The organism is Acidimicrobiia bacterium, assembly GCA_036396535.1.
Lineage (GTDB): Bacteria > Actinomycetota > Acidimicrobiia > Spongiisociales > UBA5794 > DASWKR01.
Window position 1 is genome coordinate 1 of the sequence record DASWKR010000030.1, and the last position, 24,791, is coordinate 24,791.

At 67.2% G+C, this 24,791-nt stretch carries 29 protein-coding genes; 14 read left to right on the top strand and 15 right to left on the bottom strand.

Going from position 1 to position 24,791, the window contains the following annotated elements; genetic code table 11:
* Positions 1 to 269 precede the first annotated feature (269 nt).
* Both VGC47_04705 and VGC47_04710 read left to right on the top strand, forming a co-directional pair.
* Positions 270 to 1,310, top strand: coding sequence for a hypothetical protein (locus VGC47_04705; GenBank protein ID HEX9854593.1), 1,041 nt, complete (start codon positions 270 to 272; stop codon positions 1,308 to 1,310).
* Positions 1,267 to 1,590 carry a hypothetical protein gene (locus VGC47_04710; GenBank protein ID HEX9854594.1) on the top strand — a complete coding sequence of 108 codons (324 nt, stop codon included), beginning with the start codon at positions 1,267 to 1,269 and terminating at the stop codon, positions 1,588 to 1,590. Before VGC47_04705 ends, VGC47_04710 begins: the two co-directional genes overlap by 44 nt.
* Positions 1,591 to 1,687: 97 nt before the next feature.
* Here VGC47_04710 and VGC47_04715 read toward each other — a convergent pair whose 3' ends face one another.
* Positions 1,688 to 2,584 (bottom strand): hypothetical protein, encoded by an 897-nt coding sequence (locus VGC47_04715; protein ID HEX9854595.1) that lies wholly within the window; start codon positions 2,582 to 2,584, stop codon positions 1,688 to 1,690.
* 188 nt (positions 2,585 to 2,772) lie between these two features.
* Between VGC47_04715 and VGC47_04720 the strand changes: the two genes are divergently transcribed.
* Positions 2,773 to 3,369 carry a recombinase family protein gene (locus tag VGC47_04720; GenBank protein ID HEX9854596.1) on the top strand — a complete coding sequence of 199 codons (597 nt, stop codon included), beginning with the start codon at positions 2,773 to 2,775 and terminating at the stop codon, positions 3,367 to 3,369.
* Here VGC47_04720 and VGC47_04725 read toward each other — a convergent pair.
* Positions 3,353 to 4,063 (bottom strand): hypothetical protein, encoded by a 711-nt coding sequence (locus VGC47_04725; protein HEX9854597.1) that lies wholly within the window; start codon positions 4,061 to 4,063, stop codon positions 3,353 to 3,355. The two genes, VGC47_04720 and VGC47_04725, sit on opposite strands and share 17 nt — an antisense overlap.
* On the bottom strand, positions 4,060 to 4,296 hold the full coding sequence (locus VGC47_04730; GenBank protein HEX9854598.1) for a hypothetical protein: 237 nt from the start codon (positions 4,294 to 4,296) through the stop codon (positions 4,060 to 4,062). Before VGC47_04730 ends, VGC47_04725 begins: the two co-directional genes overlap by 4 nt.
* Before the next feature lie 101 nt (positions 4,297 to 4,397).
* On the opposite strand from VGC47_04730, the gene VGC47_04735 reads away from it, so the two are divergent.
* From VGC47_04735 to VGC47_04745, 3 genes are read left to right on the top strand one after another with little or no spacing between them, the layout of a single operon-like run.
* Positions 4,398 to 5,369 carry a MoxR family ATPase gene (locus VGC47_04735; GenBank protein HEX9854599.1) on the top strand — a complete coding sequence of 324 codons (972 nt, stop codon included), beginning with the start codon at positions 4,398 to 4,400 and terminating at the stop codon, positions 5,367 to 5,369.
* A 1-nt stretch (position 5,370) separates the two neighbouring features.
* Positions 5,371 to 6,555: a DUF58 domain-containing protein gene (locus VGC47_04740; protein HEX9854600.1), complete on the top strand. Its 1,185-nt coding sequence runs from the start codon at positions 5,371 to 5,373 to the stop codon at positions 6,553 to 6,555.
* Positions 6,531 to 8,960, top strand: a complete 2,430-nt coding sequence (locus VGC47_04745) for a transglutaminaseTgpA domain-containing protein (protein HEX9854601.1) — start codon at positions 6,531 to 6,533, stop codon at positions 8,958 to 8,960. Before VGC47_04740 ends, VGC47_04745 begins: the two co-directional genes overlap by 25 nt.
* A gap of 12 nt (positions 8,961 to 8,972) precedes the next feature.
* On the opposite strand, the gene VGC47_04750 is transcribed toward VGC47_04745, so the two are convergent.
* The 4 genes from VGC47_04750 to VGC47_04765 all read right to left on the bottom strand — a co-directional run bounded on the left by VGC47_04750 (position 8,973) and on the right by VGC47_04765 (position 12,336).
* Positions 8,973 to 9,467, bottom strand: a complete 495-nt coding sequence (locus VGC47_04750) for a MerR family transcriptional regulator (GenBank protein ID HEX9854602.1) — start codon at positions 9,465 to 9,467, stop codon at positions 8,973 to 8,975.
* A 113-nt stretch (positions 9,468 to 9,580) separates the two neighbouring features.
* The gene (locus tag VGC47_04755) at positions 9,581 to 9,916 is read right to left on the bottom strand and encodes a DUF3040 domain-containing protein (GenBank protein ID HEX9854603.1); all 336 of its coding nucleotides are present in this window, start codon (positions 9,914 to 9,916) and stop codon (positions 9,581 to 9,583) included.
* Positions 9,917 to 9,972: 56 nt separating this feature from the next.
* A complete protein-coding gene (gene dinB / locus VGC47_04760; GenBank protein HEX9854604.1) occupies positions 9,973 to 11,172 on the bottom strand; it encodes a DNA polymerase IV in 1,200 nt (399 codons plus the stop codon).
* 99 nt (positions 11,173 to 11,271) lie between these two features.
* The gene (locus VGC47_04765; protein ID HEX9854605.1) at positions 11,272 to 12,336 is read right to left on the bottom strand and encodes a porin PorA family protein; all 1,065 of its coding nucleotides are present in this window, start codon (positions 12,334 to 12,336) and stop codon (positions 11,272 to 11,274) included.
* A 157-nt stretch (positions 12,337 to 12,493) separates the two neighbouring features.
* On the opposite strand from VGC47_04765, the gene VGC47_04770 reads away from it, so the two are divergent.
* The 5 genes from VGC47_04770 to VGC47_04790 are packed head-to-tail and all read left to right on the top strand — an operon-like array spanning position 12,494 to position 14,997.
* Complete coding sequence (locus VGC47_04770) at positions 12,494 to 13,123, top strand: histidine phosphatase family protein (GenBank protein HEX9854606.1); 630 nt, start codon at positions 12,494 to 12,496, stop codon at positions 13,121 to 13,123.
* Between the two features lie 57 nt (positions 13,124 to 13,180).
* Complete coding sequence (locus VGC47_04775; protein HEX9854607.1) at positions 13,181 to 13,585, top strand: hypothetical protein; 405 nt, start codon at positions 13,181 to 13,183, stop codon at positions 13,583 to 13,585.
* A 46-nt stretch (positions 13,586 to 13,631) separates the two neighbouring features.
* Positions 13,632 to 14,351 (top strand): hypothetical protein, encoded by a 720-nt coding sequence (locus VGC47_04780; protein HEX9854608.1) that lies wholly within the window; start codon positions 13,632 to 13,634, stop codon positions 14,349 to 14,351.
* Positions 14,348 to 14,770, top strand: coding sequence for a hypothetical protein (locus VGC47_04785; GenBank protein ID HEX9854609.1), 423 nt, complete (start codon positions 14,348 to 14,350; stop codon positions 14,768 to 14,770). Before VGC47_04780 ends, VGC47_04785 begins: the two co-directional genes overlap by 4 nt.
* Positions 14,767 to 14,997, top strand: a complete 231-nt coding sequence (locus VGC47_04790) for a hypothetical protein (protein HEX9854610.1) — start codon at positions 14,767 to 14,769, stop codon at positions 14,995 to 14,997. The genes VGC47_04785 and VGC47_04790 overlap by 4 nt, the downstream gene beginning before the upstream one ends.
* Positions 14,998 to 15,005: 8 nt before the next feature.
* On the opposite strand, the gene fabF is transcribed toward VGC47_04790, so the two are convergent.
* From fabF to fabD, 5 genes are all read right to left on the bottom strand, one after another.
* The gene (gene fabF, locus VGC47_04795; GenBank protein ID HEX9854611.1) at positions 15,006 to 16,250 is read right to left on the bottom strand and encodes a beta-ketoacyl-ACP synthase II; all 1,245 of its coding nucleotides are present in this window, start codon (positions 16,248 to 16,250) and stop codon (positions 15,006 to 15,008) included.
* Between the two features lie 21 nt (positions 16,251 to 16,271).
* Positions 16,272 to 16,514, bottom strand: a complete 243-nt coding sequence (gene acpP, locus VGC47_04800; protein HEX9854612.1) for an acyl carrier protein — start codon at positions 16,512 to 16,514, stop codon at positions 16,272 to 16,274.
* Positions 16,515 to 16,538: 24 nt separating this feature from the next.
* Positions 16,539 to 17,273, bottom strand: a complete 735-nt coding sequence (gene fabG, locus VGC47_04805; GenBank protein HEX9854613.1) for a 3-oxoacyl-[acyl-carrier-protein] reductase — start codon at positions 17,271 to 17,273, stop codon at positions 16,539 to 16,541.
* A complete protein-coding gene (locus VGC47_04810) occupies positions 17,270 to 18,331 on the bottom strand; it encodes a beta-ketoacyl-ACP synthase III (GenBank protein ID HEX9854614.1) in 1,062 nt (353 codons plus the stop codon). The genes fabG and VGC47_04810 overlap by 4 nt, the downstream gene beginning before the upstream one ends.
* 67 nt (positions 18,332 to 18,398) lie before the next feature.
* Positions 18,399 to 19,316 (bottom strand): ACP S-malonyltransferase, encoded by a 918-nt coding sequence (fabD, locus tag VGC47_04815; protein HEX9854615.1) that lies wholly within the window; start codon positions 19,314 to 19,316, stop codon positions 18,399 to 18,401.
* Here fabD and VGC47_04820 point away from each other — a divergent pair.
* From VGC47_04820 to glgP, 3 genes are all read left to right on the top strand, one after another.
* Positions 19,303 to 19,437, top strand: a complete 135-nt coding sequence (locus VGC47_04820) for a hypothetical protein (GenBank protein HEX9854616.1) — start codon at positions 19,303 to 19,305, stop codon at positions 19,435 to 19,437. The two genes, fabD and VGC47_04820, sit on opposite strands and share 14 nt — an antisense overlap.
* The gene (locus VGC47_04825) at positions 19,434 to 20,099 is read left to right on the top strand and encodes a hypothetical protein (GenBank protein ID HEX9854617.1); all 666 of its coding nucleotides are present in this window, start codon (positions 19,434 to 19,436) and stop codon (positions 20,097 to 20,099) included. Before VGC47_04820 ends, VGC47_04825 begins: the two co-directional genes overlap by 4 nt.
* Positions 20,100 to 20,160: 61 nt before the next feature.
* On the top strand, positions 20,161 to 22,266 hold the full coding sequence (gene glgP / locus VGC47_04830; protein ID HEX9854618.1) for an alpha-glucan family phosphorylase: 2,106 nt from the start codon (positions 20,161 to 20,163) through the stop codon (positions 22,264 to 22,266).
* A 73-nt stretch (positions 22,267 to 22,339) separates the two neighbouring features.
* On the opposite strand, the gene VGC47_04835 is transcribed toward glgP, so the two are convergent.
* From VGC47_04835 to VGC47_04845, 3 genes are all read right to left on the bottom strand, one after another.
* Positions 22,340 to 23,512 carry an aminotransferase class I/II-fold pyridoxal phosphate-dependent enzyme gene (locus tag VGC47_04835; protein HEX9854619.1) on the bottom strand — a complete coding sequence of 391 codons (1,173 nt, stop codon included), beginning with the start codon at positions 23,510 to 23,512 and terminating at the stop codon, positions 22,340 to 22,342.
* Between the two features lie 144 nt (positions 23,513 to 23,656).
* On the bottom strand, positions 23,657 to 24,337 hold the full coding sequence (locus VGC47_04840) for a DUF5668 domain-containing protein (protein ID HEX9854620.1): 681 nt from the start codon (positions 24,335 to 24,337) through the stop codon (positions 23,657 to 23,659).
* 4 nt (positions 24,338 to 24,341) lie between these two features.
* A complete protein-coding gene (locus VGC47_04845; protein HEX9854621.1) occupies positions 24,342 to 24,776 on the bottom strand; it encodes a DUF1232 domain-containing protein in 435 nt (144 codons plus the stop codon).
* Positions 24,777 to 24,791 lie beyond the last annotated feature (15 nt).

Below are 24,791 nucleotides of genomic sequence, written 5' to 3' on the forward strand. Positions count from 1 at the left end.
GCAGATGTCTACAACAAGATCGCTCACAAGCGTGTCCAACGGTGGGGAGCACTGAGGGACTCCGCTGACCATGGACACTTCGATGATTATTCCGCCGAGGAAGTCGCTCAGATGATAGAAGACACGAGGTCCTTCCTGGACGAGTATCTTGGCTAACGCCGTGGCGCATCTCAGTCCTGTCGCCGTGTACCGCTGGCATTACGGTAGCCTGACAAGGCGGTGATGTGAGGGTATCGCAGTATTACCAACTGGACGAGACCCAGCCATCATTGGACTTCGTCGACGTTGACATTCTTGGCGACACTCGCGTCTTTGTGGACCCCGGTGCTCTACGTCTCCTACCTTCAGCCTGGGGGGATCATTGCGTCTATCTCATTCAGGACTTCTTCCGTCGTGTGTTGACGGACATTCGGAACGGCAATGACACGAGGGCCCGCGACCTACTGCTCCAGCTCCGCGAACCCAACGAGACGCACTTGGGCCTATCACGTGAAGAAGCCCGCGGCCGGGCGCTCGGGCCAACGTCGGTGCGGAAGGTCTCGGAGGCACTTCGTGATAGTGAAGCGGTGAAGAGCGGCCTTCTTGAGGATCTTGAAGACTCCATTCTCATGGTTCCCGGCGTGGCCGAGGATGTCGTGTCCGACATAACTACAAACCTCATCCGCGGACCGTTGATTGACTATACCCAGGCGATGGCGACTATCCACGGAATACCCATTCAGCAAGGCGTCGAGTCAGGTCCGATCTGGGATGCCGTTGCGGGAACGTGGATCTCGGAATTCACTCAGCTTCCCATTACGTCGACCGGCAAGCTGCTGCTCGTCCCGAAAGTCATTGTGCGGCAGCACATGGACTACAAGGTTGATGAGTACTACCGCTACTACTTGATACCTCATCTGCAGGACGTCGAGCTAACAGCCAATAGCGAGCTTGTGCAGCTGCTAAAGAACGGACGTCGACGGGTGACCAAGAAAGACGTCGAAGCGAAGTACGGCTCCGGTAAGGGCACGATCGTCCGGGAAACCCGGAACCACCCCGAGGTTCTCGACCGGTATCGACAGTCCAAGCGTCGGAAGCCTCAGCCCCCAATGACACACGAGGACATCGCGACCGAAACGGCGACGGATGGTCCCGATTGGGCCGATCTTCTAGGAGACCTCACCGATTGCAGTCCGGGGACTCAGGACGCGAGTCGCTACCACCGCGCAGTCTTCGCACTGCTGAAGGCGCTCTTTTACCCGGCGTTGTCTCACCCTCGCCTTGAGCATGAGATACACGAAGGACGTAAACGACTCTCACATCTTCGTTGAATGCAAGAACTACAACACCGACATCGGCAATCCTGAGCTGGATCAGTTGGCCGGACGCTTCTCTTCGAGTCGGGGTCGTGTTGGCTTGCTCGTGTGCCGCTCCTTTGAAGACCGTGGCTTGTTCGTCAAGCGCTGCCGGGATACGGCATCTGATGGTCGTGGCTGGATTCTCGGTCTCGGCGACGCTGCCTTGACGGACCTTGCGACTGAGGCAGCGACAGGGTCTGCAACGCGGATCGATGGGCTGCTCAAGGATCGGTTCGAAGAGATCATCATGTAGAAGACACCCTAAGGACGAGCCAGGCGAGATCGCCAGAATCTTGATGGTCCACCCGCGGCCGGGCGACACGGCGACGACAAGTAGCGCTCGCCGTGCCCTAACCCAGGCGAGGCCCTATGTCAGTAGTGCCAACGTTGAGGGTCCTCCAAAGCCGAAAGCGGTCGAGCAAGAACTCCTCCAGGGCGAGCGCGAGGCTAAACGTCTTGGCTAGGTCATCGGAGGACACGACTCCGCCGTGGGCGACTGTATTGCGCACTGCTCTGACGCTGTCGAGCGTATCGGGGAAGTTGTGGGTGAAGGCGCGGGCCTGCTCAGCCAGCATCGCTGCCCCCAGTCCGATCGCCTCCGGCCATCTTTGTGCCACATCGGTGAACCACGGCTCGGACTCGAATACCTCGAGGCCGCCGTCACCGATGACTGACGTCGATTCCGAGATGCGTCGGTATCGAGTGTCGAACGTTGAAATGCGTTCGTGAACCCTGAGGAGCTGCATCGCTGTCTCGGTGTCGGTGACCTCCGCCGCCACCTCCGCGTGTCTAGCCTCGACGCCCGCCCTCTGTAGCTCCGCGATCACGATTGGATTGTCCGGGTTGACATATCTCGGCTCTACTCGGACCACGATGCTCTGATTTGCTTGTAGCTGGACCAGCTGATGCAAACCTTCGACTTCGCTCTTGATTGCCCGCTGCTCGCTTTCTGTTCGGGCGAGTCGCCTCTTCACCGATACTGACCCAACCGTCAATTCCGAAATGTCAGGCCACACGAACGCCACGCCAATGAGGGCCCAGACAACCAATCGTCCATCAGTGAGGGACACGTCACGACACGTCTCGACAACCTCGACGCTGGTGCCGACGACCAGTGCGTTCTCTTCGCATGCCGGGACAGCTCCGCTAACTACGACACCGAGGCCGACGAGCACCACAACGATGGCCGCGAACCGCCGCAGCCTGGCACCGGTCGCAGACTCGGTCTCGCCTGTGCTCTCGGTCATTCAACGATGATATGACAAGTTCCCCCCCTGTCGGCCGATCGGGCTGACATGAGCGGGCGGGGAGCGCTGGGTCACCTCCCGGAGCGGGCGCCCGTCACACTTCGTGTTCGTGCTCCACCTGGCTCGTGACGTGTCCGGGTTCGGGCATCACCTTTATCCCCCCTGGTCATTGACCCTGTGCGGCGCCGATGCGACACTTGAGGAGCCCGAAGAACGACGGGAGCAGCTTCGTGCGTGTAGTCGGATACGTCCGGGACGCCTCGGGACCTTCCGAGGTGGAGCCTGCGTTCGCCCAGGCTGAGAAGGTGCGCCGCTGGGTAGCCGAAGCAGGCCATCAGCTCGTGGCGATATGCCAGGACGTGCGCACGCCCGGCCACGCCCTCGGCAGGCACGGGTTTCGCGCCCTCATCGGGATCATCGAGGCAGGCGAGGCCGACGGCGTCGTCGTCCCGGACCTCGCGATCCTGTCGGCCGACAAGGTGACCCAGGAAGTGATGCTTTGGGACCTGCGGTCGCGCGACGTGGTGATCATGTCCACGAACGAGGACGACGTCGACGCTCTCAGCGACCACCCGCCGGAGCAGCTCAGGACGATCGTGCGTGACGTGCTCGCCAAAGCCTCCGTGCATCTAGGGCTCGTCGGCGACATCGTCGTCGAGGCGCATGCCGTGGATGTCCCGCTCCCCGAGGAAGAGGAAGACGAAGGCGCCGACATCGTGATCGAGTTGATCCCGCCGATGGGCGAGCCGATGGAGATGCCGGGCCGGGTCAGACCCGCTCGCTGAGCGCCACCCACACCGCCCTGGCGACCGCGTATGCACGTCCCCCCTCGAGGACCGCAGACCCGGCTCGACGAGCCCCGTCGCCGACCTCGACGAGCACGGTGACGATCTGCGTCCCTTCGATCGTCTCGCTGAGCGCCTTGACGAGCAGCGGCGGAGTGCTCGACTCGACGAGGATCTCACCCACCGCAGAGACGATCGCCTCGTCGAGACCGGTGCCACTGGCACGAGCGCGACGGCTGGCGATCCTGCCGTTGCCGTTCACGCGCACCGTCACGCCGTTGCGTCCCTCCTCGACGGCGATGCTCGCAAGCCCGGACTCCGCTCCATCGTGCTCCGACTCGTCGTCATCGGGGCGGTCGACGGCGACGCCTTCGGAGCGCAGATCGACGGTGACGCCCTCGCGATCCGACGTCGTCGTCTGCACGCTGGGTAGCAGCAGCACCGGAGCACCCGGCGGCGGCGGCGGCCCGGCGGCGAACTCGTCGGCCGCCGGCATCTGAGATGTCATGCCGTGCCTGGCCAGCACGCGGCGAACCTCACGGCCGACGACCTGTGCGTCGGCGCCGGCCGTCAGCCGAACCTTGACTCCTGCAGGCGACTCATCGTCGCCGTCGAGCTCGGCACTGGCGATTCCTTCGATCGAGAGGAGGTCCGAGCGGAGCGAGTCGACCATGGCGTGCTCCCAGTCGTTCATGCCCGTTGCCTGCGACGCCAACGGAGATAGGTCACGACGTCGTCGGGATCGATCGCAGCCGTCGACGACGCGTAGGCGGTCAGGAGGCGCCACGCCAGGTAGCCGGGCTCTGGGCCAAAACGCCGCCGGCGCCTCCACCAGCCGTCCGGAGCGACCGCGAGAAGCGCTCGCATCGCCTCCAGCCACAACGAAGGGTGCTTAGCGACTGCCGAGAGTGCGCGGGCGTCATACATCGGAACGAATCGTAACCTGTCGACGTTCTCGACCCGGGGCGGGATGGGAGTTGCCTCCACCCGCTGATAACCTGCTCGGGCTGCCGGAGGAAGGAGCAGACGTGACGGTCACGACCGATGACCTTCAGTGGTTCGCGCGGAAATTCGACGCGATCACGGACAACATCGAGAAGGTCATCCAGGGCAAGCGGGAGTCCATCCAGCTGCTCATGATCTGCATGCTCTCCGGCGGCCACGCCCTCATCGAAGACGTCCCCGGGGTCGGCAAGACCCTGCTCGCCAAGTCGCTCGCCCGGTCGATCGACTGCAGCTTTCAGCGGATCCAATTCACACCAGACCTGCTGCCGTCCGACGTGACGGGCGTGTCGGTGTGGGACCGCGACACCTCGAACTTCGTGTTCCGCCCCGGCCCGGTGTTCGCCAACGTGGTACTCGGAGACGAGATCAACCGGGCAAGCCCCAAGACCCAGGCAGCCCTCCTCGAGGCCATGGAAGAGCGCCAGGTGACCGTCGACGCCGTGACCCGGCCCCTCGGCCCGCCCTTCATCGTCGTCGCAACCCAGAACCCGATCGAACACGAGGGCACCTACCCGCTGCCTGAGGCACAGCTCGATCGCTTCATGATGCGCATCACGATGGGATACCCGTCGCGCGACAAGGAGCTCGAGATGCTCGACACGCACGGCATGCACTCGACGTTCGACGACCTGGAGCCCGTCATCGACGCCAACGACGTCGTGCAGATGGTCGAGATCGCCCGCAGGGTCCACGTCGCAGACGTCATCAAAGGCTACCTCGTCGACCTCGCTGAGAGCTCGAGGCACGATCCCGACCTACTGCTCGGAGCGTCGCCTAGGGCGACGCTCTACCTCCAGCGCGGAACGAGGACGCTGGCAGCCACGCGCAACCGCGACTACGTCTCCCCCGACGATGTCAAGGAGATCCTCCACCCCGTCCTCAACCACCGGCTCATCCTGAGGCCGGAGGCGCAGATGCGAGGCGTCACGATGGCGGACATCGTCGAGGGCATCGGGCAGGGTGTCGCGGTGCCCGGCACGAAAGTCGCCGGCTGACGTGCCGACCATCCGAGGTTGGGCGGCACTCGGCGCCGCACTTGCGCTCGGAACACTGTGGGTCGCCTTCGGCGAGGAGCTCCTCTTCGCCGTCGCGGCGTTTCTCCTCCTGGCGGTGGCGCTGGGCACTTGGTACGTGAGGAGGCGGGCCCCACGGGTGCACACCGCGAGGCGCATCACGCCCACCCAGCTCCACGACGGCGACAGGGCCGTCGTCGAGATCACCATTGCCTCGAACCGGTCGCTGCACGAGGCCCAGGTCGAGGACGTCGTGCACGGCCTCGGCGCCGCCAACTTCGTCGCGGGACGAGTCGAGGCGAACGTCCCGATGATCGCCAGGTACGAGGTGCTGTGCCGCCCTCGCGGCGTGTACAAGGTCGGACCGGCCAACGTACGGGTAGGGGACCCGCTCGGGCTCACCGAGTCGGGAGGCCCCTCTGGCAGGACCGACCGACTCGTCGTGTACCCCGCCGTCGAGAACCTCGACGGGCTACCTCTCGTGCGGGGTCAGGATCCGAACATGAGCACGTCGCGAGCGAACTTCTCGCAGATGGGCGGTGAGGACTTCTTCACGCTGCGCGAGTACCAGCGAGGAGACGACCTGCGCAGGGTCCACTGGCCGTCCTCGGCCAAACGAGACGAGCTGATGATCCGACAGCTCGAGATGCCATGGCAGAGCAGGGCACTGGTGCTGCTCGACCCCCGAACCTCGAGCTACCCGACCGCCGATGCATTCGAGCACGCCGTGCGCGGAGCGGCATCCGCCGTCAGGCACCTCTACCAGAACGGGTTCTCCCCCACCCTGTGGACGGGATCGACCGGAGCCACCAACGTCGCGTCAACCGAGGCGTACGGGATGGCGATGGAGGAGCTGGCCGTCGTCCAGACGACGCAGGCCATCGACCTCCGGACGATGGTGGCCAGGATGCGCCGCACCGGTCTCAGCGGCGGAGCGCTCGTGATGGTGAGCGGAGCCCCCGACGATGCGGAGCTCGCCGTCTACCGGCTGCTCGGCCGCGACTTCTTGCGCACGATCGTCATGGCGGTTGCACAGCGGCAGAACGAGGCGATACTTCAGTTCCAGCGGGCAGGCGTCATCACGGTGCTCACGGCGCCGGGCTCCCGGTGGGCGCCGGCGTGGAGAGAGGCGATGGAGAGATCATGGTCTACCGCTACAGCTGGCTAGCGGCCTTCACCGCTCTCGCGTTCGCCTTCTACCTCCTCAACGGGTTGCTGCAACCCACCACGACGGGTCCGGCGTGGCAGTTCATCGTCGTCTCGGCGGTTGCGCTCGGGATCATCATCACCTGGACCGCTGTCACCTACCGCCTCCGCCTGGCGTGGATCGCCGTGATCAATCTGGCTGCACTGCTGATCGCCCTCATGAGGATCGCCGCCCCCGAGACCACGGTGCTGCTGTTCCCCACCAGGGCCAGCTTCGTGGCGCTCGGCGACCAGCTCCAGTTCGCCTTCCAGTTGATCCGCAACGGCATCGAGCCGGTGGTGCCGCTCACCGGGATCGTGGTGATCGTCACCGCCGTTTTCTGGATCGTCGGCGCTCTGATGGCGTGGGGCCTCACGACGGGCCACCCCTACGTCGGGGTCATCCCTCCGCTCGTGCTGTCGCTGCAGTTCGCCACGATGGATCGTGCCCCCTCCGGGATCATCCGCATCACGATCTTCGTTGCGGTCGTCGCCGCGGCGATCTTCTCCGTCAACGCCGACGAGCGGGACCTCACGGCCGGGCGGATGGCACGCAGGGGCGAGTACCCGTCGCGGCGCAACCGGTTGGCGCCTTCCGCGACCGCCCTCATGGCGCTGACCGTTGTCGGTTCAGTCGGAGCCGTCGGCATGTTCCAGGACAGCGTCCCCCGGGACGGCGTCATGACGTGGCGCACCAGCACCGGCATCGCCGGAGACATCTTCGGGGGCGTGTCATACAACGCCTTCATCGGCATTCATCAGAGCCTCATCACCCCGTCCGACACCCCCGTGTTCGTGGCCACGATCAATGGCGACGTCCCACCGGACCAGCTCTATTTCAGGCTCACGTCGATGGAGACGTACAACGGCGGCCAGTTCTTCGCCAACGTGGAGCGTGAGGCTGCGCCGCTGCTCGTGGACGTCGAGTCGTACGAGGCGGAGGGGCAGGCGTTCTCGGGACCGACACTCTCGGTGACGGCGGACGTGACGATCGACCGGCTGCTCCAGGAGTGGCTGCCGTCGGCGTACGCGCCGCGCAGCCTCACGACCGACGACAGGATCGTCGAGCGCCTCCGGGCCCGGCCGGCCGACGCCTCGATCATCTTCGACGGCGGAACCACCTTCCGTGGCTTCCAGTACACGGTGGAGTCTGCGGTGCCCGACCCGGACCTGGGCGTGCTCGCGGCGCTCGAGAGCGGTGCGCTCTCGCCCACGTTCCAGCTGGCCGCCGACGCCGACGAGCCAGTCCCTGCATTGCGCGAGCCTCCAGCCCTCCGTGAGCTGCCGCCGAACGCCGACCGCTACTTGGCGGTTCCGGAGGACATCGACCCGGACATCGAGGGCCTGGCTCGTGAACAGACGAGGAACCTGCGCACCGACTTCGAGCGGGGGCTCGCTCTCGAGGCGTGGTTCCACTCGCGAGCGTTCCGCTACACGACGGACATCGCCCCGGGGCACGGCGCCACCGACCTCGCTGCCTGGCTGCTCGACGAGGAGAGCCCGAACTTCCACGCCGGGTACTGCGAGAACTTCGCAACCGCCATGGCTGTCATGGCGCGCACGCTCGACATCCCGAGTCGCGTGGTGCTCGGCTTCACGCCGGGCGACCTGATCCCCGGCTCGATAGACACCGTCGTCGTGCGCGACCGCAACGCCCACGCCTGGGTCGAGCTGTGGATGCCGACCCAGGGCTGGGTGCGGTTCGACCCGACTCCGCGCGGCGCCGCCGATACGCCGCAGACGTTCGAGGTGGTCGAGGACAGGCTCGGGTTCGACCTCCGCGACTACCTCGACGTCCCCGACCCCGACATCACGCCTGCCGGCGGTCTCCCGAACCGATTCCCTGAGCTCGCCGAGGACGAGTTCCCCGACTTCCTCGGGTCGGGCGACGCCGCGCCCGGCAGCGGGTTGCGCCTCCCGGCGTGGTGGAACGAGGCGGCGACCGTCCTCGGAGTGATTCTGCTTGGGTTCGGAACCCTCCCGGCCATCAAGTGGTGGATACGGCGCCGGCGTCTCGAGCGTCTCCGCAGCGGCGACATCGGCGCGGCCTGGGAGGACATCGTCGATCGACTGAGCGACCTCGGCGAGGCGCCCAACCCGACGTCGACGCCCAACGAGGTGGCCGCCACGGTCGACCCGGTGATGGTCCCGCTGGCGACCGTGTACTGCAGGGCCGTGTACGGGAGGTCGGGTGGGCTCAACTCTGGCCACGTCGAGACGGCGACCCAGTCGCTGGCGAGAACTTCCGACGTCCTGCGCACCCGCTACTCGACGCCGCGGCGGCTGCGGGCCATGTACAGCCCGGGGACGGTGCTCCCGGCTTGGATCAAGCGTCTCCGCAACGGCACGAACGGGAACGGCTACCGCAACGGGAATGGCGGAGCCTGAGCGGGCAGACGCTCAGCCGGTCTCTTCGCGCTCGGTGCTGACATCGTCCTCGACGCGGCGGAGCATCTCGAGGAAGCGCTCCCTGTCGAGCTCGAACCGGCTGACGTCATCCTCCACGCTTTTGGCGATCTCGTTGATCGCCACGAAGAAGGCGAGCTGGCCCTGTCGCAGCGCGTCGAGGAACTCCTCCTCGTTGGCTGCGATCCGGAAGATCGTCTTGCCGTCCGTGATGAGACGTACTTCGGCGAGGTGGCTGTCCATGTCGGCCGTCCGGCGCAGGTAATCCCACGCCCTCCTGACACGCTGCACTGACATCCCGTTGTCGAGGAGGCTCTTCACGACGCGCAGTGCGACGAGGTCACGAAACGAGTAGAGGCGTCTTCTCCCGGGACGCCCCCCCGTCGACTGGATCGATGGTTGAACCAGCCTCACCTTGTCCCAGTACCGGAGCTGATGCGCAGTGCATGAGGTCAGTTGCGATGCCTGCTGCGCAGTGAACTCTTCCAACACTCCTCCCAATGTGTCAAGCCCAGGTCCCTTCACAGAAGCACGGTGAGGCTCGATGTACCGCACTTCCCACCCTTCGTGAGCGACCGGTCGGGTCGCAGTGGGCGGCCACTCTAGCCGTCGCGCCGCCACCTCTGCCTGGCCCGCGTGACCCACGCGTTGAGGGGTGCTGGAGTGTCGCTGCGCTTTCTGCGCACGTTCATCGTCAGCCATCCGACCGAGGCGACCATGATGACGAAGCCGGCCAGCGCGGCGACGGTCGACACGGTGAGGAACGCAAGCATCACCACGAAGCCGACGACGAGGCCGACGATGGCGAGTCGCTGCCACTTGCGACCGACCGACTCGAGCGTCGTCCTGGCCACAGTTTGGGCGAGCTTCGGATCCTCCTCGTAGAACTGACGCTCGATCTCTTCGAGGATGCGCTGCTCTCGCTCGTTCAGCGGCATTTGCTGGCCTTCCGATGACGAACCTTGCCCGCGGAGTATACCGGCGCCACGCCGAATCACTCCCTGGCATCTTCGCGCGATGCCGGTCGGCGAGGCGCCTGGGCGAGGCGCGCCGGGACAACGGCCTCGTCGCCAAAACGCGCCCGCACCTCCTCGGCGGCGACGGCGGCCGCCTCCCGCGGCGGGCTCTCGAGGCTGAGCTGGCGTGGCGAGCCACCGGCCTCCAGCCCGGAGACTCCGATGCCGAGGAGACGCACACCCCTCCCGGCGGGGCGGGCGCGCCCGAGCAGGGCCCGGGCGGCGTCCCACAGTGCCGGCGTGTGCTCGATCGCGGCAGAAGCCGTGACGGATCGGCTCACCGTCGTGAAGTCGCCGAACCGAACCTTGAGCGTCACGGTCCGACCGGCATGCCCGGATCGCTGCAGCCGACCTGAGAGCCGGCCGCAGAGTGACAGGAGCTCCCGTTCGATCGTCTCACGATCGACGAGGTCGTGCTCGTAGGTCTCCTCGACCGAGACAGACCTGGAAGCCGCTCCCACGACGATCTCGCGGTCGTCGCGCCCCGCTGCGAGGGCCGACAGGTGCAGCGACAGAGCCCTGCCGAGACGCTCCTCGAGGAGCCGCAGCGGCACCGCCGCCAGGTCGCCGATCGTCTCGATCGCAAGGCCCTCGAGCGCGGCGTGGGTCGCTTCGCCGACCCCCCACAGGCGACGAACGGAGAGCGGGTGGAGGTAGTCGAGCTCCGTCCCTGTCGGCACGAGCACCAGTCCGTCCGGCTTGGCGTCCTCACTCCCGAGCTTGGCCAGGAACTTCGTGGTTGCGATCCCGACCGATGCGGGCATGCCGAGGTCACCGCGGAGGCGGGCCCTGATCGCCTGACCGACCTCCTCAGGGCTGCCGAAGTGGAGGCGGAGCCCGGCCACGTCGAGAAACGCCTCGTCGACCGAGAGCCCTTCAACGAGCGGCGTGAAGGACCGCAGGATGGCGAAGACCCTGTCCGACATCTCCCCGTAGCGCCGATGGCTTGGAGGCACGAAGCGGGCTCCCGGGTGGCGCCTGCGCGCCTCGGCCATCGGCATCGCGGAGTGGATGCCATAGGTGCGAGCCTCGTAGCTCGCCGCGGCGACGACTCCCCTGGCGCCGAGGCCACCGACGACGACTGGCACATGGCGCAACGACAGATCGTAGAGGCGCTCGACCTCCACGTAGAAGGCGTCCATGTCGACATGCAGGAACCGCTCGACGAACCGGTCCACGCTGACACGGTACCGCGCTGGCGCGACAAGATTCGTCACGCTGCCGAGATCGTGAACGTGGGGCGCCGGCGACGCGGCCGCCGGCGCCCACCGAACCGGTCAGACGGAGAGGGATTCCCTCTCCCGGGCCGGCACGTCGAAGGCGACCTCTTCCGGACGCCTGAACAGGCGGAAGCCGAACCAGGCGACCACGACGCCGAGCAAGATCGCCACGCCGGGGATGAGCTGTCCGAGGAGGCGGATCCCGAACATGGCGCCGTTGGCGTCATCGATGGCTTCCTGCACCGAGGTCGCCGTGCTCGTGTAGTCGAGCTGCTGGATCTCGGTCAGGGGCACGATGGTCCCGTCCGGCACTTGGATGGCAGCAGCCCTGGTCTCCGAGACATCGACGTCGACGAGCACACCGGTCGCCGGCTCCACCCAGTACGACTTCTCGAAGGCATACGTGTAGGCGATCGGCACGTCATCGGGGAGCACCTGGAGAAGCTGCGCCAACTGCGCTGCTTGCTCGTCGCTGAGCCCGATCGTTGCCGCCACGTCGGCGAGGAGGGCCTTGGGAAGCGTCACAGGCAGGGTCCCGAGGATCTCGGGATCGACGATGAGCCCCGGGTCGCTGGTCGCCTCGAAGCGATACGTGTCGATGCCACCGCGGGCCTCTTCGCCGGCGTACGCCAGGGCGACCGGCTCGAGCGTGTCGCCGTTCCACCCGACGTAGTCCTGCTTGTCGGTCCCGATTGGCCAGCCGATCACAAGGCCATCACGATCGATGACCCGCGCGTCGTCGCTGAAGTTGGTGATCGCCTCCATGGAGGAACGATCGATGGAGTACACGTCCACGGTCGCCATGATGACGCCCGCCGGGCCGCTCATCGCCGCCGTCTCCTGGACGATCGCCCCGTCGTCGCCTCCGACCTCGAGCGTCTCGACCGTCCGGCTCAACGTCACGGGCACGTCGCGCATGAAGAGGTTCGCCAGGTCGCCGGTGGCAACGGCTGCCGGGTTCATCATCACCGAGAGCGCGCCTTCGTAGTTCCGAGTGACGTCGACGTCCGCGGGGAACCTGAGCTGGCTCGGATAGACCACGAACCGGGCGAGGAGCCCGCCGGCGAGCAGTACGAATGCGAGGAAGAGCAGCGTGATGCCCCATCCTCTGTTGGATCTCATGGGTACCTCCCCTTCGAAGGCCCGAAGGCGCGCGACGCGCGCCGTTCTGATCACGGCCTACAGGCATGCCTGCTCGTCGTGTAGGGCCGAACGGCTCGTGCGCCCCAGCCGGCCCCGCCGTCCGGCATCGGGGGCCACTGCTACGCTCCCCGCCCTCGTGACCGGTCAGCAACGCATCCACCTCGTCCGGCACGGGGAGGTCGACAATCCGACCCACGTCGTGTACGCCTCGCTCGAGGGGTTCGGGCTGAGCGAGCTCGGCCGCTCGCAGGCAGAGCAGGCCGCCGATTGGCTCGCGGCGCGGCCCGTTGCCCGTGTGGTCAGCTCCCCCCTGCAACGGGCGGACGAGACGGCGGCGCCGATCGCGCGGCGCCACGGCCTCCGTGTGGACGTCGACGAGCGGCTCACCGAATGGCAGCTCGCGTCGCTGTGGGCAGGGGTCCCTTGGGAGGATCTGGCCAGGCTGCGACCCGGCCAGATCGAGGCATACATTTCGAACCCGGACGATCTTCCGTTCAGCCCTGAGCCACTCTGGCGGCTCGCTCTTCGCGTGGCCGCCGTCGTGTTCGACGCCCTGTCGAGCGAGGGAGACGTGGTGCTCGTGTCGCACCAGGATCCCGTCGAGGCCGCCCGGCGCACTCTCACGGGCCGGGCCTTCGACGACTTTCACGCCAAGAAGCCACGCCACGCTGCCGTGACGACCGTCGACGCCGCAGGTCCGCTCCCATGGCCGGAGACCTCGTACTGGGAGCCCGAGCAGGGTGAGCCGTTTCCACCTCGCTCCTGACACAAGGCGGCCGATGCACCTTTGGGGATAGACTCCGGGCGACCGGAGGAGGCGAACTTGCGCAGGACATGGCTGGTGATGCTGCTCGCGCTCGCCGTGGTCTCCGCAGCGTGCGCCAGCGGCCCGTCGTCGGACAACCTGCGCCCTCCGACAACGACGAGCACCACAGAGGCGCCGCCGGAAGGCGTCTACGTCATCATCATCCAGAACGGGGCCTTCCGGCCATCGATCGTCGAGATCGACCCGGCGGTCAACCCGGTGATCGAGTGGCGACACCAGGACCAGGATCGTTTCGAGTACGTCATCCGCTCGGACTCGGGCGTATTCGAGAGCGAGCCGCTCGGCGCCGGCGACACGTTCCAGTTCGACTTCTCCACGGTTCCTCCCGGCATCTACCGATACACGGCCGAGCTCGGATTGAACCGCATCCCGGGCTCGATCGACACGAGGCCGGAGCAGTAGCGAGGACCACGGGCCGGGCGTCCAGCGACGCCGCGATAATCGCTCCATGCCTCGGGGGCCTCTCTTCATCGCCACAGCGCTCTTCTTGGCGTCGGTCGCGTGGACCGTTCATCTCGCGAGCGGTCCGTCACCGTTCGGGCAGGAGCCGGGTCTCGTGCTGGCGACGGGCCTCGTGGTGTTCACGCTCGTCGACGCGGCGGGCCTGAGCCTCTCACGGGGCCGCTGGGCGAAGATCCTCGGCCTGATCATCGCCGGCGCCGAGCTGTGCCTCACCGTCGCCGTCGAGCTGGGACCTTGGAGCGTCGCCGCCGCCGCCCTTGCCGGCTCGGGCGCAGCCGGTCTCCTCGGTCCGTGGACTCGTGGATGGCTGCGGATGCGACCGGCCGCCGACGGCCCCGGCCCGCGGCCCATGGTGCTCGCACTCGGATCGCTGGCTCTCGTGCCGGTAGTCGCGATCGCTTCGCCGTCCCGTCTCGAGGTGTGGCACGGTGTCCTCGGCGGCGGCGGTGTGCTGCTGGCGTGGGCGTACTCGCGGGCCCAATCGTGGAGCCTGTGGGGTTTGCGCGTCGCCCTCCCCATCCTGGCGGTCCCCGCCGCGGCTGTCTCTCCGCCGGGCGGGGCGATCTTGCTGGGGGGTGTCGTGCTCGCCTTGGTCGCCCTGGCATGGACGAAGGAGGCCAGGCTCGCCATCGATCCGATAGACGCCCGCCTGCCGCGACCCCGCGGCGGAACTCCCCGCGGTGCCACCATCGGCGGCGACGAGTGACCGGTCGCAGCGGCGACGCAGCAGCCATCGGCTTGGTGACGCTCCTCGGCGCCGCCGCCGGCTGGCTCTACTCGGGCAGCCCGGCTTTCTCGGTCGGAGGTGGCATGGCGGGGCTGGCCGTGGTCGCGGCAGCTCTCGCCCTGCAGGTCAGACGGCTGATCATCCTGGCTGTTGCAGTCGGCGGCGCCGTCGGGGCTCTTGCCGGCAAGAGCATTGCCCATGTCCTCTGCCTGCCGGACGAGTGCGTCGGACTCGAGACGGTTGCCGCGGCCGTGACCGCGATCGGCGCCATGGTCGGGGTCGGCCTGGTCGTGGCGCTCACAGCCACCTCGCTCGACGAGTACCGGCAGGCGGGCGTGGCGGGCAAGCCCCCGCCGGGGGCAGGCTGCGAGGCTGACGACGGGGAGGAGCAGCCATGAGTGACCGCACAGAATGGCTGAAGCTGATGCGCTCCCTGGCGACCATCGGCATCGCCATCGCCGGCCCGCTCACGCTGTTGAGCGGCATCTTCGTGTTCGGGACACTGTGGAGGGGCACCCCTCGCTTCCTGCTCACGGTGTTCCTGGTCGCCCTGGCTGCGACGGCCCTCAGCGTGGTCGCCTACGTCGCGGCAGACATCCAGGAGCGGAACCCTCCGTCCGAATGACAGCCGGGTCAGCCGGGCCCGAAGACGAGGGAGACGTTGTGGCCGCCGAAGCCGAACGAGTTCGACATGACGTAGCGAACCTGCGCCTCTCTCGCCTCGTTCGGCACGTAGTCGAGGTCGCAATCCGGATCCGGCGTCGCGTAGTTCATCGTCGGCGGGACGATCCCGTCACGGATCGCCAGGATGCTGATGACCCCCTCGAGCGCTCCGGCACCCCCGAGGAGGTGGCCGGTCATCGACTTCGTGGACGAGACCGGGAGCGAGTACGCCCCGTCACCGAACACCGTCTTGATGGCGAACGTCTCCGTCGAGTCGTTCGCTTGCGTGGACGTGCCGTGGGCATTGATATAGTCGATCTCGCTGCGATCGAGCGATGCGTCTTCGAGGGCGTGCTGCATGGCCCGCGCCGCTCCCCCGCCGCCCGGTCGAGGCAACGTGATGTGGTACCCGTCCGCCGACATCCCGTAGCCGAGCACCTCGGCGTGGATCGTGGCGCCACGGGCGAGTGCGTGATCCCGCTCCTCGAGGATGAGCGCCGCGGCGCCTTCGCCCATCACGAACCCGTCGCGGTCGAGGTCGAATGGCCTGCTGGCGCTCGCCGGATCGTCATTGCGCGTCGACAGGGCCTTTGCCTGGGTGAAGCTGGCCACGGCAAGCTCGCAGATCCCGGCCTCGGTGCCTCCGGCGACCATGACATCTGCGTCATTGCGCCTGATGATCTCGGCGGCGTCCCCGATGGCGTTGGCGGAAGCGGCGCACGCGGTGACGGCGGTCGTGTTGGGTCCGTAGAGGTGGAAGTCGATCGAGATCACGCCACCTGCCATGTTCGAGATGATCTTCGTGATCGCCACCGGCGAGACGCGGTCCGGGCCTCGCTGCCGGAGGACGTCGACCGTCTCCTGCATGGTGATGATCCCCCCGATCCCTGATCCGGCGACCACGCCGGCGCGCTCGGCTGCCGGATCGTCCTCGGCGTAGGCGATCCCGGCGTCTGCCAGGGCCTGTTGGGTGGCCACCCAGAAGAACTGGGCGTTGCGGTCGAGGCGGCGAGCGTCCTTGCGCGGTATGTACGCCTCGGCGTCCCAGTCCTTCACCTCCGCTGCGATGCGCACCCCGAAGCCGGTCGGGTCGAACTGGGTGATCACGCCGACGCCGTTGACGCCGTCGACGACGTTCTTCCAGAGCTCGTCGACGGTGCGCCCGAGCGGATTGACGGTCCCGAGGCCCGTCACGACGACGCGTCGCTGTGACATTTCGGCCTCCCTCGTATCGGTCTAGCTGAGCTTGGCCTCGACGACGCTGACGGCTTCACCGACCGTGGTGATCTTCTCTGCCTCGTCGTCGGGGATCTTCACATCGAAATTGTCCTCGAGTGCCATGAGCAGCTCGACGACGCCGAGCGAATCGACCTCGAGGTCCTCCTCGAAGCGTGCCTCCGGCGTGATCTTGTCGCGCTCGAGCCCCAGTTCGTCGACCAGAAGGTCAACGAGCTTCGACTCGATCTCCGCTCGGTCCATCGTTGGGTTCCCCTTTCGTCACCCTCAGAGGGCGAGGCCACCGTCGACGACGATGGTCTGCCCAGTCACGTATGCCGCTTCGTCCGAGGCAAGATAGCCGACGGCCGCCGCCACCTCCTCGGGGCGGCCGAGCCGCCCCACGGCGATGTTGTCGACCGCCGATTCCATCATTCGGTCACCGAGAACCGCCGTCAGCTCGGTCTCGATGAATCCCGGAGCCACGACATTCACGGTGACCCCTCTCGATCCCAGCTCCTTGGCGAGCGACTTCGTGAACCCGATGATTCCCGCCTTGCTCGCCGAATAGTTCGTCTGACCTGCGTTGCCGGAGATGCCGGAGACGGAGCTGATGTTGATCACCCTTCCCCATCTCGCCTTGAGCATGTCCCGCGCAGCCGCCTTGGAGCACAGGAAGACCGACCGCAAGTTGGTGTTCATGACCTCGTCCCAGGCTGCCACGTCCATGCGCAGGAGGAGCGTGTCCCTCGTGATGCCTGCGTTGTTGACGAGCACCTCCACGGGTCCGAATCGCTCGTGGACCTCCTCGAACATCCTGGCGACCTGGTCGGGATCGCCGACGTCGGCCTGGAAGGCGGCCGCCTCGGAGCCCGTCGCCTCGATCGCCTTCACGGTCTCGGCCGCCGCCCCGGCGTTCGAGCCGTAGTTAACGGCAACTCGATATGCCAGGTCGCCGAAGCGCTCGGCGATCGCTCTCCCGATCCCGCGGGACCCACCCGTGACGAGGACGACGCGGCTCATGCGCCTCTGCCTGGCCGGGCGGCGAGAAGCTCCAGGCCCGTTTTGTCCGTCGGCGGCAATGCCGCGGCGCTTTCGGCGAGCGGGACGACGCGCTCACCCCAGCGCACCACTGCCGCCCCCCACGTGAGCCCCCCGCCGAAGGCGACGAACACCACGTTGGCGCCCGGGCGCACCCGCCCCTCTTCCAGCGCCTCGGTGAGTGCGATGGGGATGCTCGCCGCAGAGGTGTTGCCGTAGGAGGCGATGTTCGTGAACACCTTCTCCTGCGGCAGATCGAGCCGCCTGGCGGTGTTGTCGATGATCCGGATGTTGGCTTGGTGCGGTACCAGGATGTCGACGTCGTCGACCGTCAGGCCGGCCTTCTCAATCGCCTCGGCTGCCGTCTCTCCCATCCGCACCACCGCATGGCGGAATACCTCGCGCCCCTCCATGTGGATCGTCTTGCCGTCGACGGGTGGTGGCACCGACTCCGAGCCGGTCCCGGTGACGGTGAGCGACTCGGTGAGCGAGCCGTCCGTTCCGAGCGTCGTCGCAAGCACTCCCTCATCGCGGTCGGTTGCTTCGAGGACGACCGCTCCGGCTCCGTCGCCGAACAGAACGGCGGTGTCCCGAACCGCGAAGTTGAGAAAAGCCGAGAGCTTGTCGGCTCCGATGACGAGAGCCCTGTCGATGAGGCCCGCGCTGATCATGCTGGACGCCGTCGCCAGTCCGTACACGAACCCGGTGCACGCCGCATTGATGTCCATGCACGCCGCGCCCTCCGCCCCGAGGCGGCGCTGGACCATGGCGGCTGCGGCCGGGATGAGGCGGTCGGGGGTGCAGGTCGCCATCAGGATGAGGTCGATGTCGGTCGGCTCGAGGCCGGCGGCGGCGATGGCGCGGCTGCCTGCCACCGTCGCCATCTCGGAGCACTCCACGTGAGAGATCCTGCGCTCCTTGATGCCGGAGCGGGTCGTTATCCACTCGTCGGATGTGTCCATGACCGACTCGAGGTCGGCGTTGCTCAGGACGGCGGGCGGGACGCACTTTCCCCACCCGCTGATCGTCGCCTGTCGCATCAGGGAACCCTTCTCACGAGAGAGGCCATGTTAAAGAGCCCGTACCGGCAGGTGCGGGGAAGAGCCGTCATCCGATCGCTTCCATCGCCGGCTCGACGTCGTCGAGCGAGGAGACGGTCACCACGACTGCGTCGGGCAGCGTTCTCCTGGCCAAGCCCGCCGTCACCTCCCCCGGTCCTATGTGGACGAACACGTCGATCCCGGCGTCCGCCATGTTCTGCAGAGACTCGGCGAAGCGAACCGTGCCGACGAGTTGGTTCGCGAGCGACTCGGCGACGTCGGTCACCGGGCGGGCTGTGGCGTTCGCCCACACCGGGAAGGCAGGCGCCGAGACGTCCACTCCTTCGAGCGCGGCTCTCAGCTCGTCGGCCGCAGGCGCCATGAGTGGAGAGTGGAAGGCCCCGGACACCTTCAAGGGCACGACCCTGCGAATCCCGTGGTCGCCACCATGCTCGACCGCCCAGGCGATGTCGGCGGAGCCGCCGGCGACGACGACTTGACCGGGAGCATTGAGGTTGGCCACCCAGAGCTTGCCGCCTTCGTGGCGACGAGCCGCCGCCAGCGCCTCTGCGGCTTCCTCGTCTGCGCCGACCAAGGCCGCCATCCCCGACGGCTGGATGGCGCCTGCGGCAGCCATCGCCTTGCCGCGCGCCGCCACCAGTGCCAGGCCGGTGAGGAAGTCGAACGCCCCCGCCGCCGCCAGGGCCGTGTACTCGCCGAGCGAGTGGCCTGCTGCCGCCGCCGGCGGTCGATCGACGTGCGCCAGGAACGCGTCCCACAGGGCGTACGACACCGCGTAGAGCGCAGGTTGCGCCTTGTCCGTGGCGGTGAGCTCGTCCTCGGGACCGGCGGCGCACAGCTCCGCCAGCGACCAGCCGAGCACCGAGTCCACCCCGCCGAACAGGTGCGGCATCGCCGCGAAGACGTCTGCTCCCATGCCGACATACTGGCTGCCTTGTCCTGGGAACAGAATGGCGTACGGCATCGCCTGGGACCCCTCCTCACAGAGTCGGGTCACCAAGGTAGCGAGACCGACGACGCTCCAGGCATCGCCGGTCGCCCATGCCGTCAAGGTGACGGCGGCCGGCGCCGATCTGTTGCCATGAAGCTGTTCGTGGCTCTGCTGGCCGTGCTGAGCGGGTTCGTCGTCGTCTCGATGACCCGGGAGGGTGCGATCGATCCGGACGCTCCCGTCGTGGTTCACACCGCCGAGCCGCTGCGGGTTCGTATCGGAGTCGCCGCCTCCCGCGAGACCATCCGAAGGGCGCTGCTCGACGAGATCGGGGTGCACGTCCGGTCGAGCACCGACGAGACGGTTCGCAGCTACCTGACGGAGCTCTCAGGCGACCCGGAACGAATCGACTGGATGGCGACGACCGGCGTCGAGCGCTTCGCGGCCGGGAGGACGGCGGCCCTCGCCTATCCGCTCTACGACGTGGCCGTCGGCGTGGATGCGGTGACGGTCGTGTCGATCACGGCAGAGTTGATACCCGGATATCCCGGTGTGGCGCAGAGCCGCGATCACGAGGACGGCCACGCGTACATCAACGGCGAGCTCGCCATGCGATGTGCCGCCTCGTCTGTGCGGCGCCACGCAGGAGGCGGAGCTGCCGGGGCGAGCCTCGAGCTCCTCGTGCTCACCGACCTGCAACGTCTCGGCGAGGTGGCCCACGAGATCTACCACTCGTACGTCGAGGGCGCCCGTCTCGGGCAGCACATGAGACATGCCGAGATAGCGGCGTCCCAGGTCACGGACGACTGCGCCTGAATGAGCTTGGAGCCAGGCGCCGCACCGGCCAGAATGCGCGGTTTCCCTTCACGACGGACCCATGCACGACCTGTTAGACCTCATACCGGTTGGCCCGGGAGCCCCCCTGCGCGTCCCCGCCCCCGTCCGGGGCCTCCACGACCTGGCGTTCAACGTCTGGTGGTCGTGGGATCACGAGGCGATCGAGTTGTGGTCCAAGATCGACCCTGCTCGCTGGCGCTCCAACGAGAACCCGATCGACCTGCTCCGCGAAGTCGATGCGGCGGCCTTCGAGGAGCTGCTGACGGACGCCGCATTCACGGCTCTGTACGACCACGTGATGCTGCGATTCTCGGCCTACATGAACGGCAACAGCACGTGGTTCGACGAGAACCATTCAGGCGACCTTGCCGGCCCGATCGCCTACCTGTGCGCCGAGTACGGCATCCACCACAAGCTGCGCCTGTATTCCGGGGGCCTCGGGATTCTCGCAGGCGACCACCTCAAGGCAGCGTCCGACCTCGGAGTTCCGCTCATCGCCGTCGGCCTGCTGTACCGGATGGGGTACTTCATGCAGACGGTCGACCCCGACGGCCACCAGCAGCACGTCTACTCGGAGATGGAGCCTGCGCGGCGCCCGATGCGACCCGTCATCGACCCGACGACGAAGCATCCCCTCGAGATCGACGTGGCGCTCGACGGATCCGTCGTGAGGGTGGCGGCGTGGCGAGTCGACGTGGGCCGGGTCCCTCTCCTGCTCCTCGACACCGACCTTCCCGAGAACGACCCTGCCGACCGTCCCATCACCGACGCGCTGTACACGAGGGGACGTGAGCTCCGACTCTGCCAGGAGATCCTCCTCGGAATCGGCGGAGCCCGGATCCTTGCTGCCCTTGGGATCGAACCTGCCGTGTGGCACGTCAACGAAGGCCACGCCGCCACGTCACTGTTAGAGCGGCTTCGGATCGCCCGGGCGGGCGGAGTGAGCGTCGCCGGTTCGATCGAGGCGGTGAAGAGCACGACCGTGTTCACGCTGCACACCCCCATCCCGGCGGGCAACGAGGTGTTCGACCTCGACGTGGCGACCCGGCACCTCTCGCAAGCGCTCCCAGAGGCGGACACGGATGAGCTCGCTCGGCTGAGCACGCCGCCGAGCGGCGACGCCGGCTGGTTCGACATGGGTGCCCTGGCCATCCGGCTGTCCCGGCAGACGAATGGCGTCTCGCAGCGCCACGCCGAGGTCGTCACGGGTGACTGGGAGAGCCTCATCGGCGGGTCGGCCGTCGGCATCACCAACGGCGTACACGCACCGACGTGGGTCGGACCAGCCATCGGCAGGCTGTTCCGCAAGCTCGTCGGCGAGGATTGGGACGAGCACGCATCGGATCCGAGCACGTGGAAGGCGATCCTCGACGCCCCGGACGACGTGCTCTGGAACGCTCACCTCAGTCAGAAGGAGCACATGCTGCGGCAGCTCCGCAACCGGCTGCGCAACGCACGAGCCAGGCATGGGGCGAGCCCCAACGAGCTGCGAACCATCGAGACCGATCTCCCCGTCGACCGGCTCACCTTGGTCTTCGCCAGACGGATGGCGACGTACAAGCGAGCGGGCCTGCTCTTCTCCGACCTGGCCAGGGTGCGGGCTCTGCTCACCGACCGGGAACGCCCGACTCAGATCGTGTTCGCCGGCAAGGCGCACCCAGCCGATCGGGAGGGCCAGGGCTTGATCCGCTGGATCGTCGAGATGTCTAACGTCGCCGAGCTGAGCGGGCACGTCTTCTTCATCGAGAACTACGACATGGCGCTCGGTGGGGTGCTCGCACAGGGGGCGGACGTCTGGCTCAACACCCCGAGGCCACCCCAGGAGGCGAGCGGAACCTCCGGGATGAAGGCGGCGATGAACGGGGGCCTCAACCTGAGCGTGCTCGACGGCTGGTGGATCGAGGGCAACGTCGACGGCAACGGGTGGGGCTTCGGAGGGCAGCCGCGCTCCGACGCCGAGGACGCCATCGACCTCTACCACGCCCTCGAGACGGAGGTGGTCCCCCGCTTCTACGACCGGGGCGACGATGGGGTGCCCGCCGAGTGGGTCGCCATGATGAAGCAGGCCATTGCGACGGCGCTCCCCCGGTTCTCAGCCAGGCGGATGGTGAGCGAGTACGTCGAGCGGGCCTACATCGGACCCTGATCTCTTCCCGTTCCGGCGTCCGGGCATCGCATCTGTGCGACACGGGGACGCAAGAACGAATGGGCGCCGGGTGTCAGAGCTTGTCGAGGGCTTTGCGGATCCCGCGCACCGCCTGGGCGGTGCGATGCTCGTTCTCGACGAGGGCGAAGCGCACATGGCGATCACCCGACGGCCCGAAGCCGATGCCCGGGCTGACGGCCACCTTGGCCGCATCGAGGAGGTGGATCGTGAAGTCGAGCGAGCCGAGGTGCTCGTACGGACCCGGGATCTCGGCCCACACGAACATGGTGCCTTGCGGCTTGGTGATCTTCCAGCCTGCCCGGCTGAGACCGTCGACGAGCACATCGCGCCGCTTCTCGTAGATGGCGTTGACCTCGTCGATGTAGGCGTCCTCCTCGTTGAGGGCGATGATCGACGCGATCTGGATCGGCTGGAACGTCCCGTAGTCGAGGTACGACTTCAGCTTGGCGAGCGCCCCGACCATCTCCGGGTTGCCCACGACGAACCCGACCCGCCATCCCGCCATCGAGTGGCTCTTCGAGAGTGTGTACAGCTCGACGCTCACCTCCTTGGCGCCCGGCACCTGGAGCAGGCTCGGCGGCTGATACCCGTCGAACGAGATGTCGGCGTACGCGAAGTCGTGTACCAGCATCACCCCGTAGCGATGAGCGAAGGCGACGAGCCGCTCGAAGAACCCGATGTCGACGCACGTCGTCGTCGGGTTGTGAGGGAACGACGTCACCAGCGCCCGCGGCCGCGGCCACGAGTCGGCGACGCTCTGCTCGAGATGCTCGAAGAACTCCTCCCCCGAGGTCACCGGCAGCCGCCGAACCTCGGCACCTGCGAGGGCGGGGGCGTAGATGTGGATCGGATACGAGGGCTCCGGGACGAGGGCGACGTCGCCGGGCTGCACCAGGGTCCACATGAGATGGGAGAGGCCCTCCTTGGCGCCGATGGTGTTGATGATCTCGGTGTCGGGGTCGAGCTCGACGCCGAAGCGGCGCCTGTACCGATCGGCGACCGCCTTGCGCAGGTTCGGGATGCCGCGGGATGCCGAGTAGCGATGGTTTCGCTCGTTGCGCGCCGCCTCGACCAGCTTGTCGACGACCCTCGGCGGTGAGGCGATGTCCGGGTTGCCGAAGCCGAGGTCGACGACGTCGACACCTGCGCGGCGGGCCTCCAGCTTGAGTTGATTGACGTGGGCGAACACGTAGGGCGGAAGGTTGTTGATGCGTCGGAACTCCACGAGTCAAGCGTAACCCGGGTCTCGCGACACTCGTTTCAATCGTCGAGCGCCCGCGGAGCAGGACTCACCAGGCTGTCGCTTGGTGCGGTGATCATCCCCGCGGGGCGGTGCCGATGCGTTTGGGCCTGCCCGCCGGCTGCGCCCCTACGACCAGCGCTCGACGTGGCGCACCTCCACGCCTCCGAGTATCACGAGCGCCCTCACCTCGAGCTCGGGGGCGTCGTTGGGAACCGTGTCTTGTCGCGTCGTGTTGTCCCAGCTCCCCAGGATCGGCGTGCCCGAGAGCTTGACCTTCCACCCCTTCGGGACGATCACGTCGACTCCACCGAGGAGGACCGTGGCCGTGATCCTGGCGCCCGGGACGAGGGTGGCGTTCGTGAGGTTCACCTTCAACGATCCGAACGCCGCGGTCAGGTCGCCCCCCTCGAATGCCGCCGAGGAAGACTCGAGCTGCCTGGCGCTGAGGATCGCCGACGCCGTGATCCTCGCCTTCTCGCCTTGCCGGGTCTCCGGGCGAAACCGGACCACGAAGATCGACAGGCCGATCCCGATCAACCCGACGGGCCAAACCCAGTTCCACACAGACCCGGAGAACGTGCCGAGCCGGGTGCCGAGGAGGATCAGGCCGACGACGGTGACGATCAGAGCTCCGATCCAGGCGTCGGGATCGGCCACGTACTGTGCGACACCGAGAGCGACGATGAGGAGCGGCCACCACTTCGAGACGATCTCACCGGCCTCGACGACTCCAGCGGTACCGAGGAGGGCGATGACACCGGCGACGATCAGCGCCGCCCCGATCACGGTCCTCCCGGGGTGGTTCACGACGTCACCGCGCCACGAACGCCCTGATCGGCTTGGGAATGAGCTCCGCACCCCAACCCACGACCCCCGCCACGATCTCGAGGGCGTCTTCGCTCCCCTTCCAGTGCTCCTCCAGCACCTCGGGAGAGGCGGCGTCGATGAGCTGATCGATGGCCAGGCACACGAGGAGGACATCGTCGACGTGCCCGACGATCGGGATGAAGTCGGGGATGAGATCGATCGGCGAGAAGGCGTATCCGACCACCAGCCACGCCGCCAGCTTGCGCCGTCTCGGGATGCGCGGATCCCGGATGAGCCCGTAGAGCAGGCGGGCGAGCTGCGGTAACGCCAGCGCCGCCTCCATCAGGAGCTCCTTCCCCGATCGTGGGGCGGTGACCTCGAGGCGGTCGACGTCCGACTCGCCTCGCCCGATCGGGACGATTTCTCCGCCTTCGGTCATTTCGTCGCCTCCCGA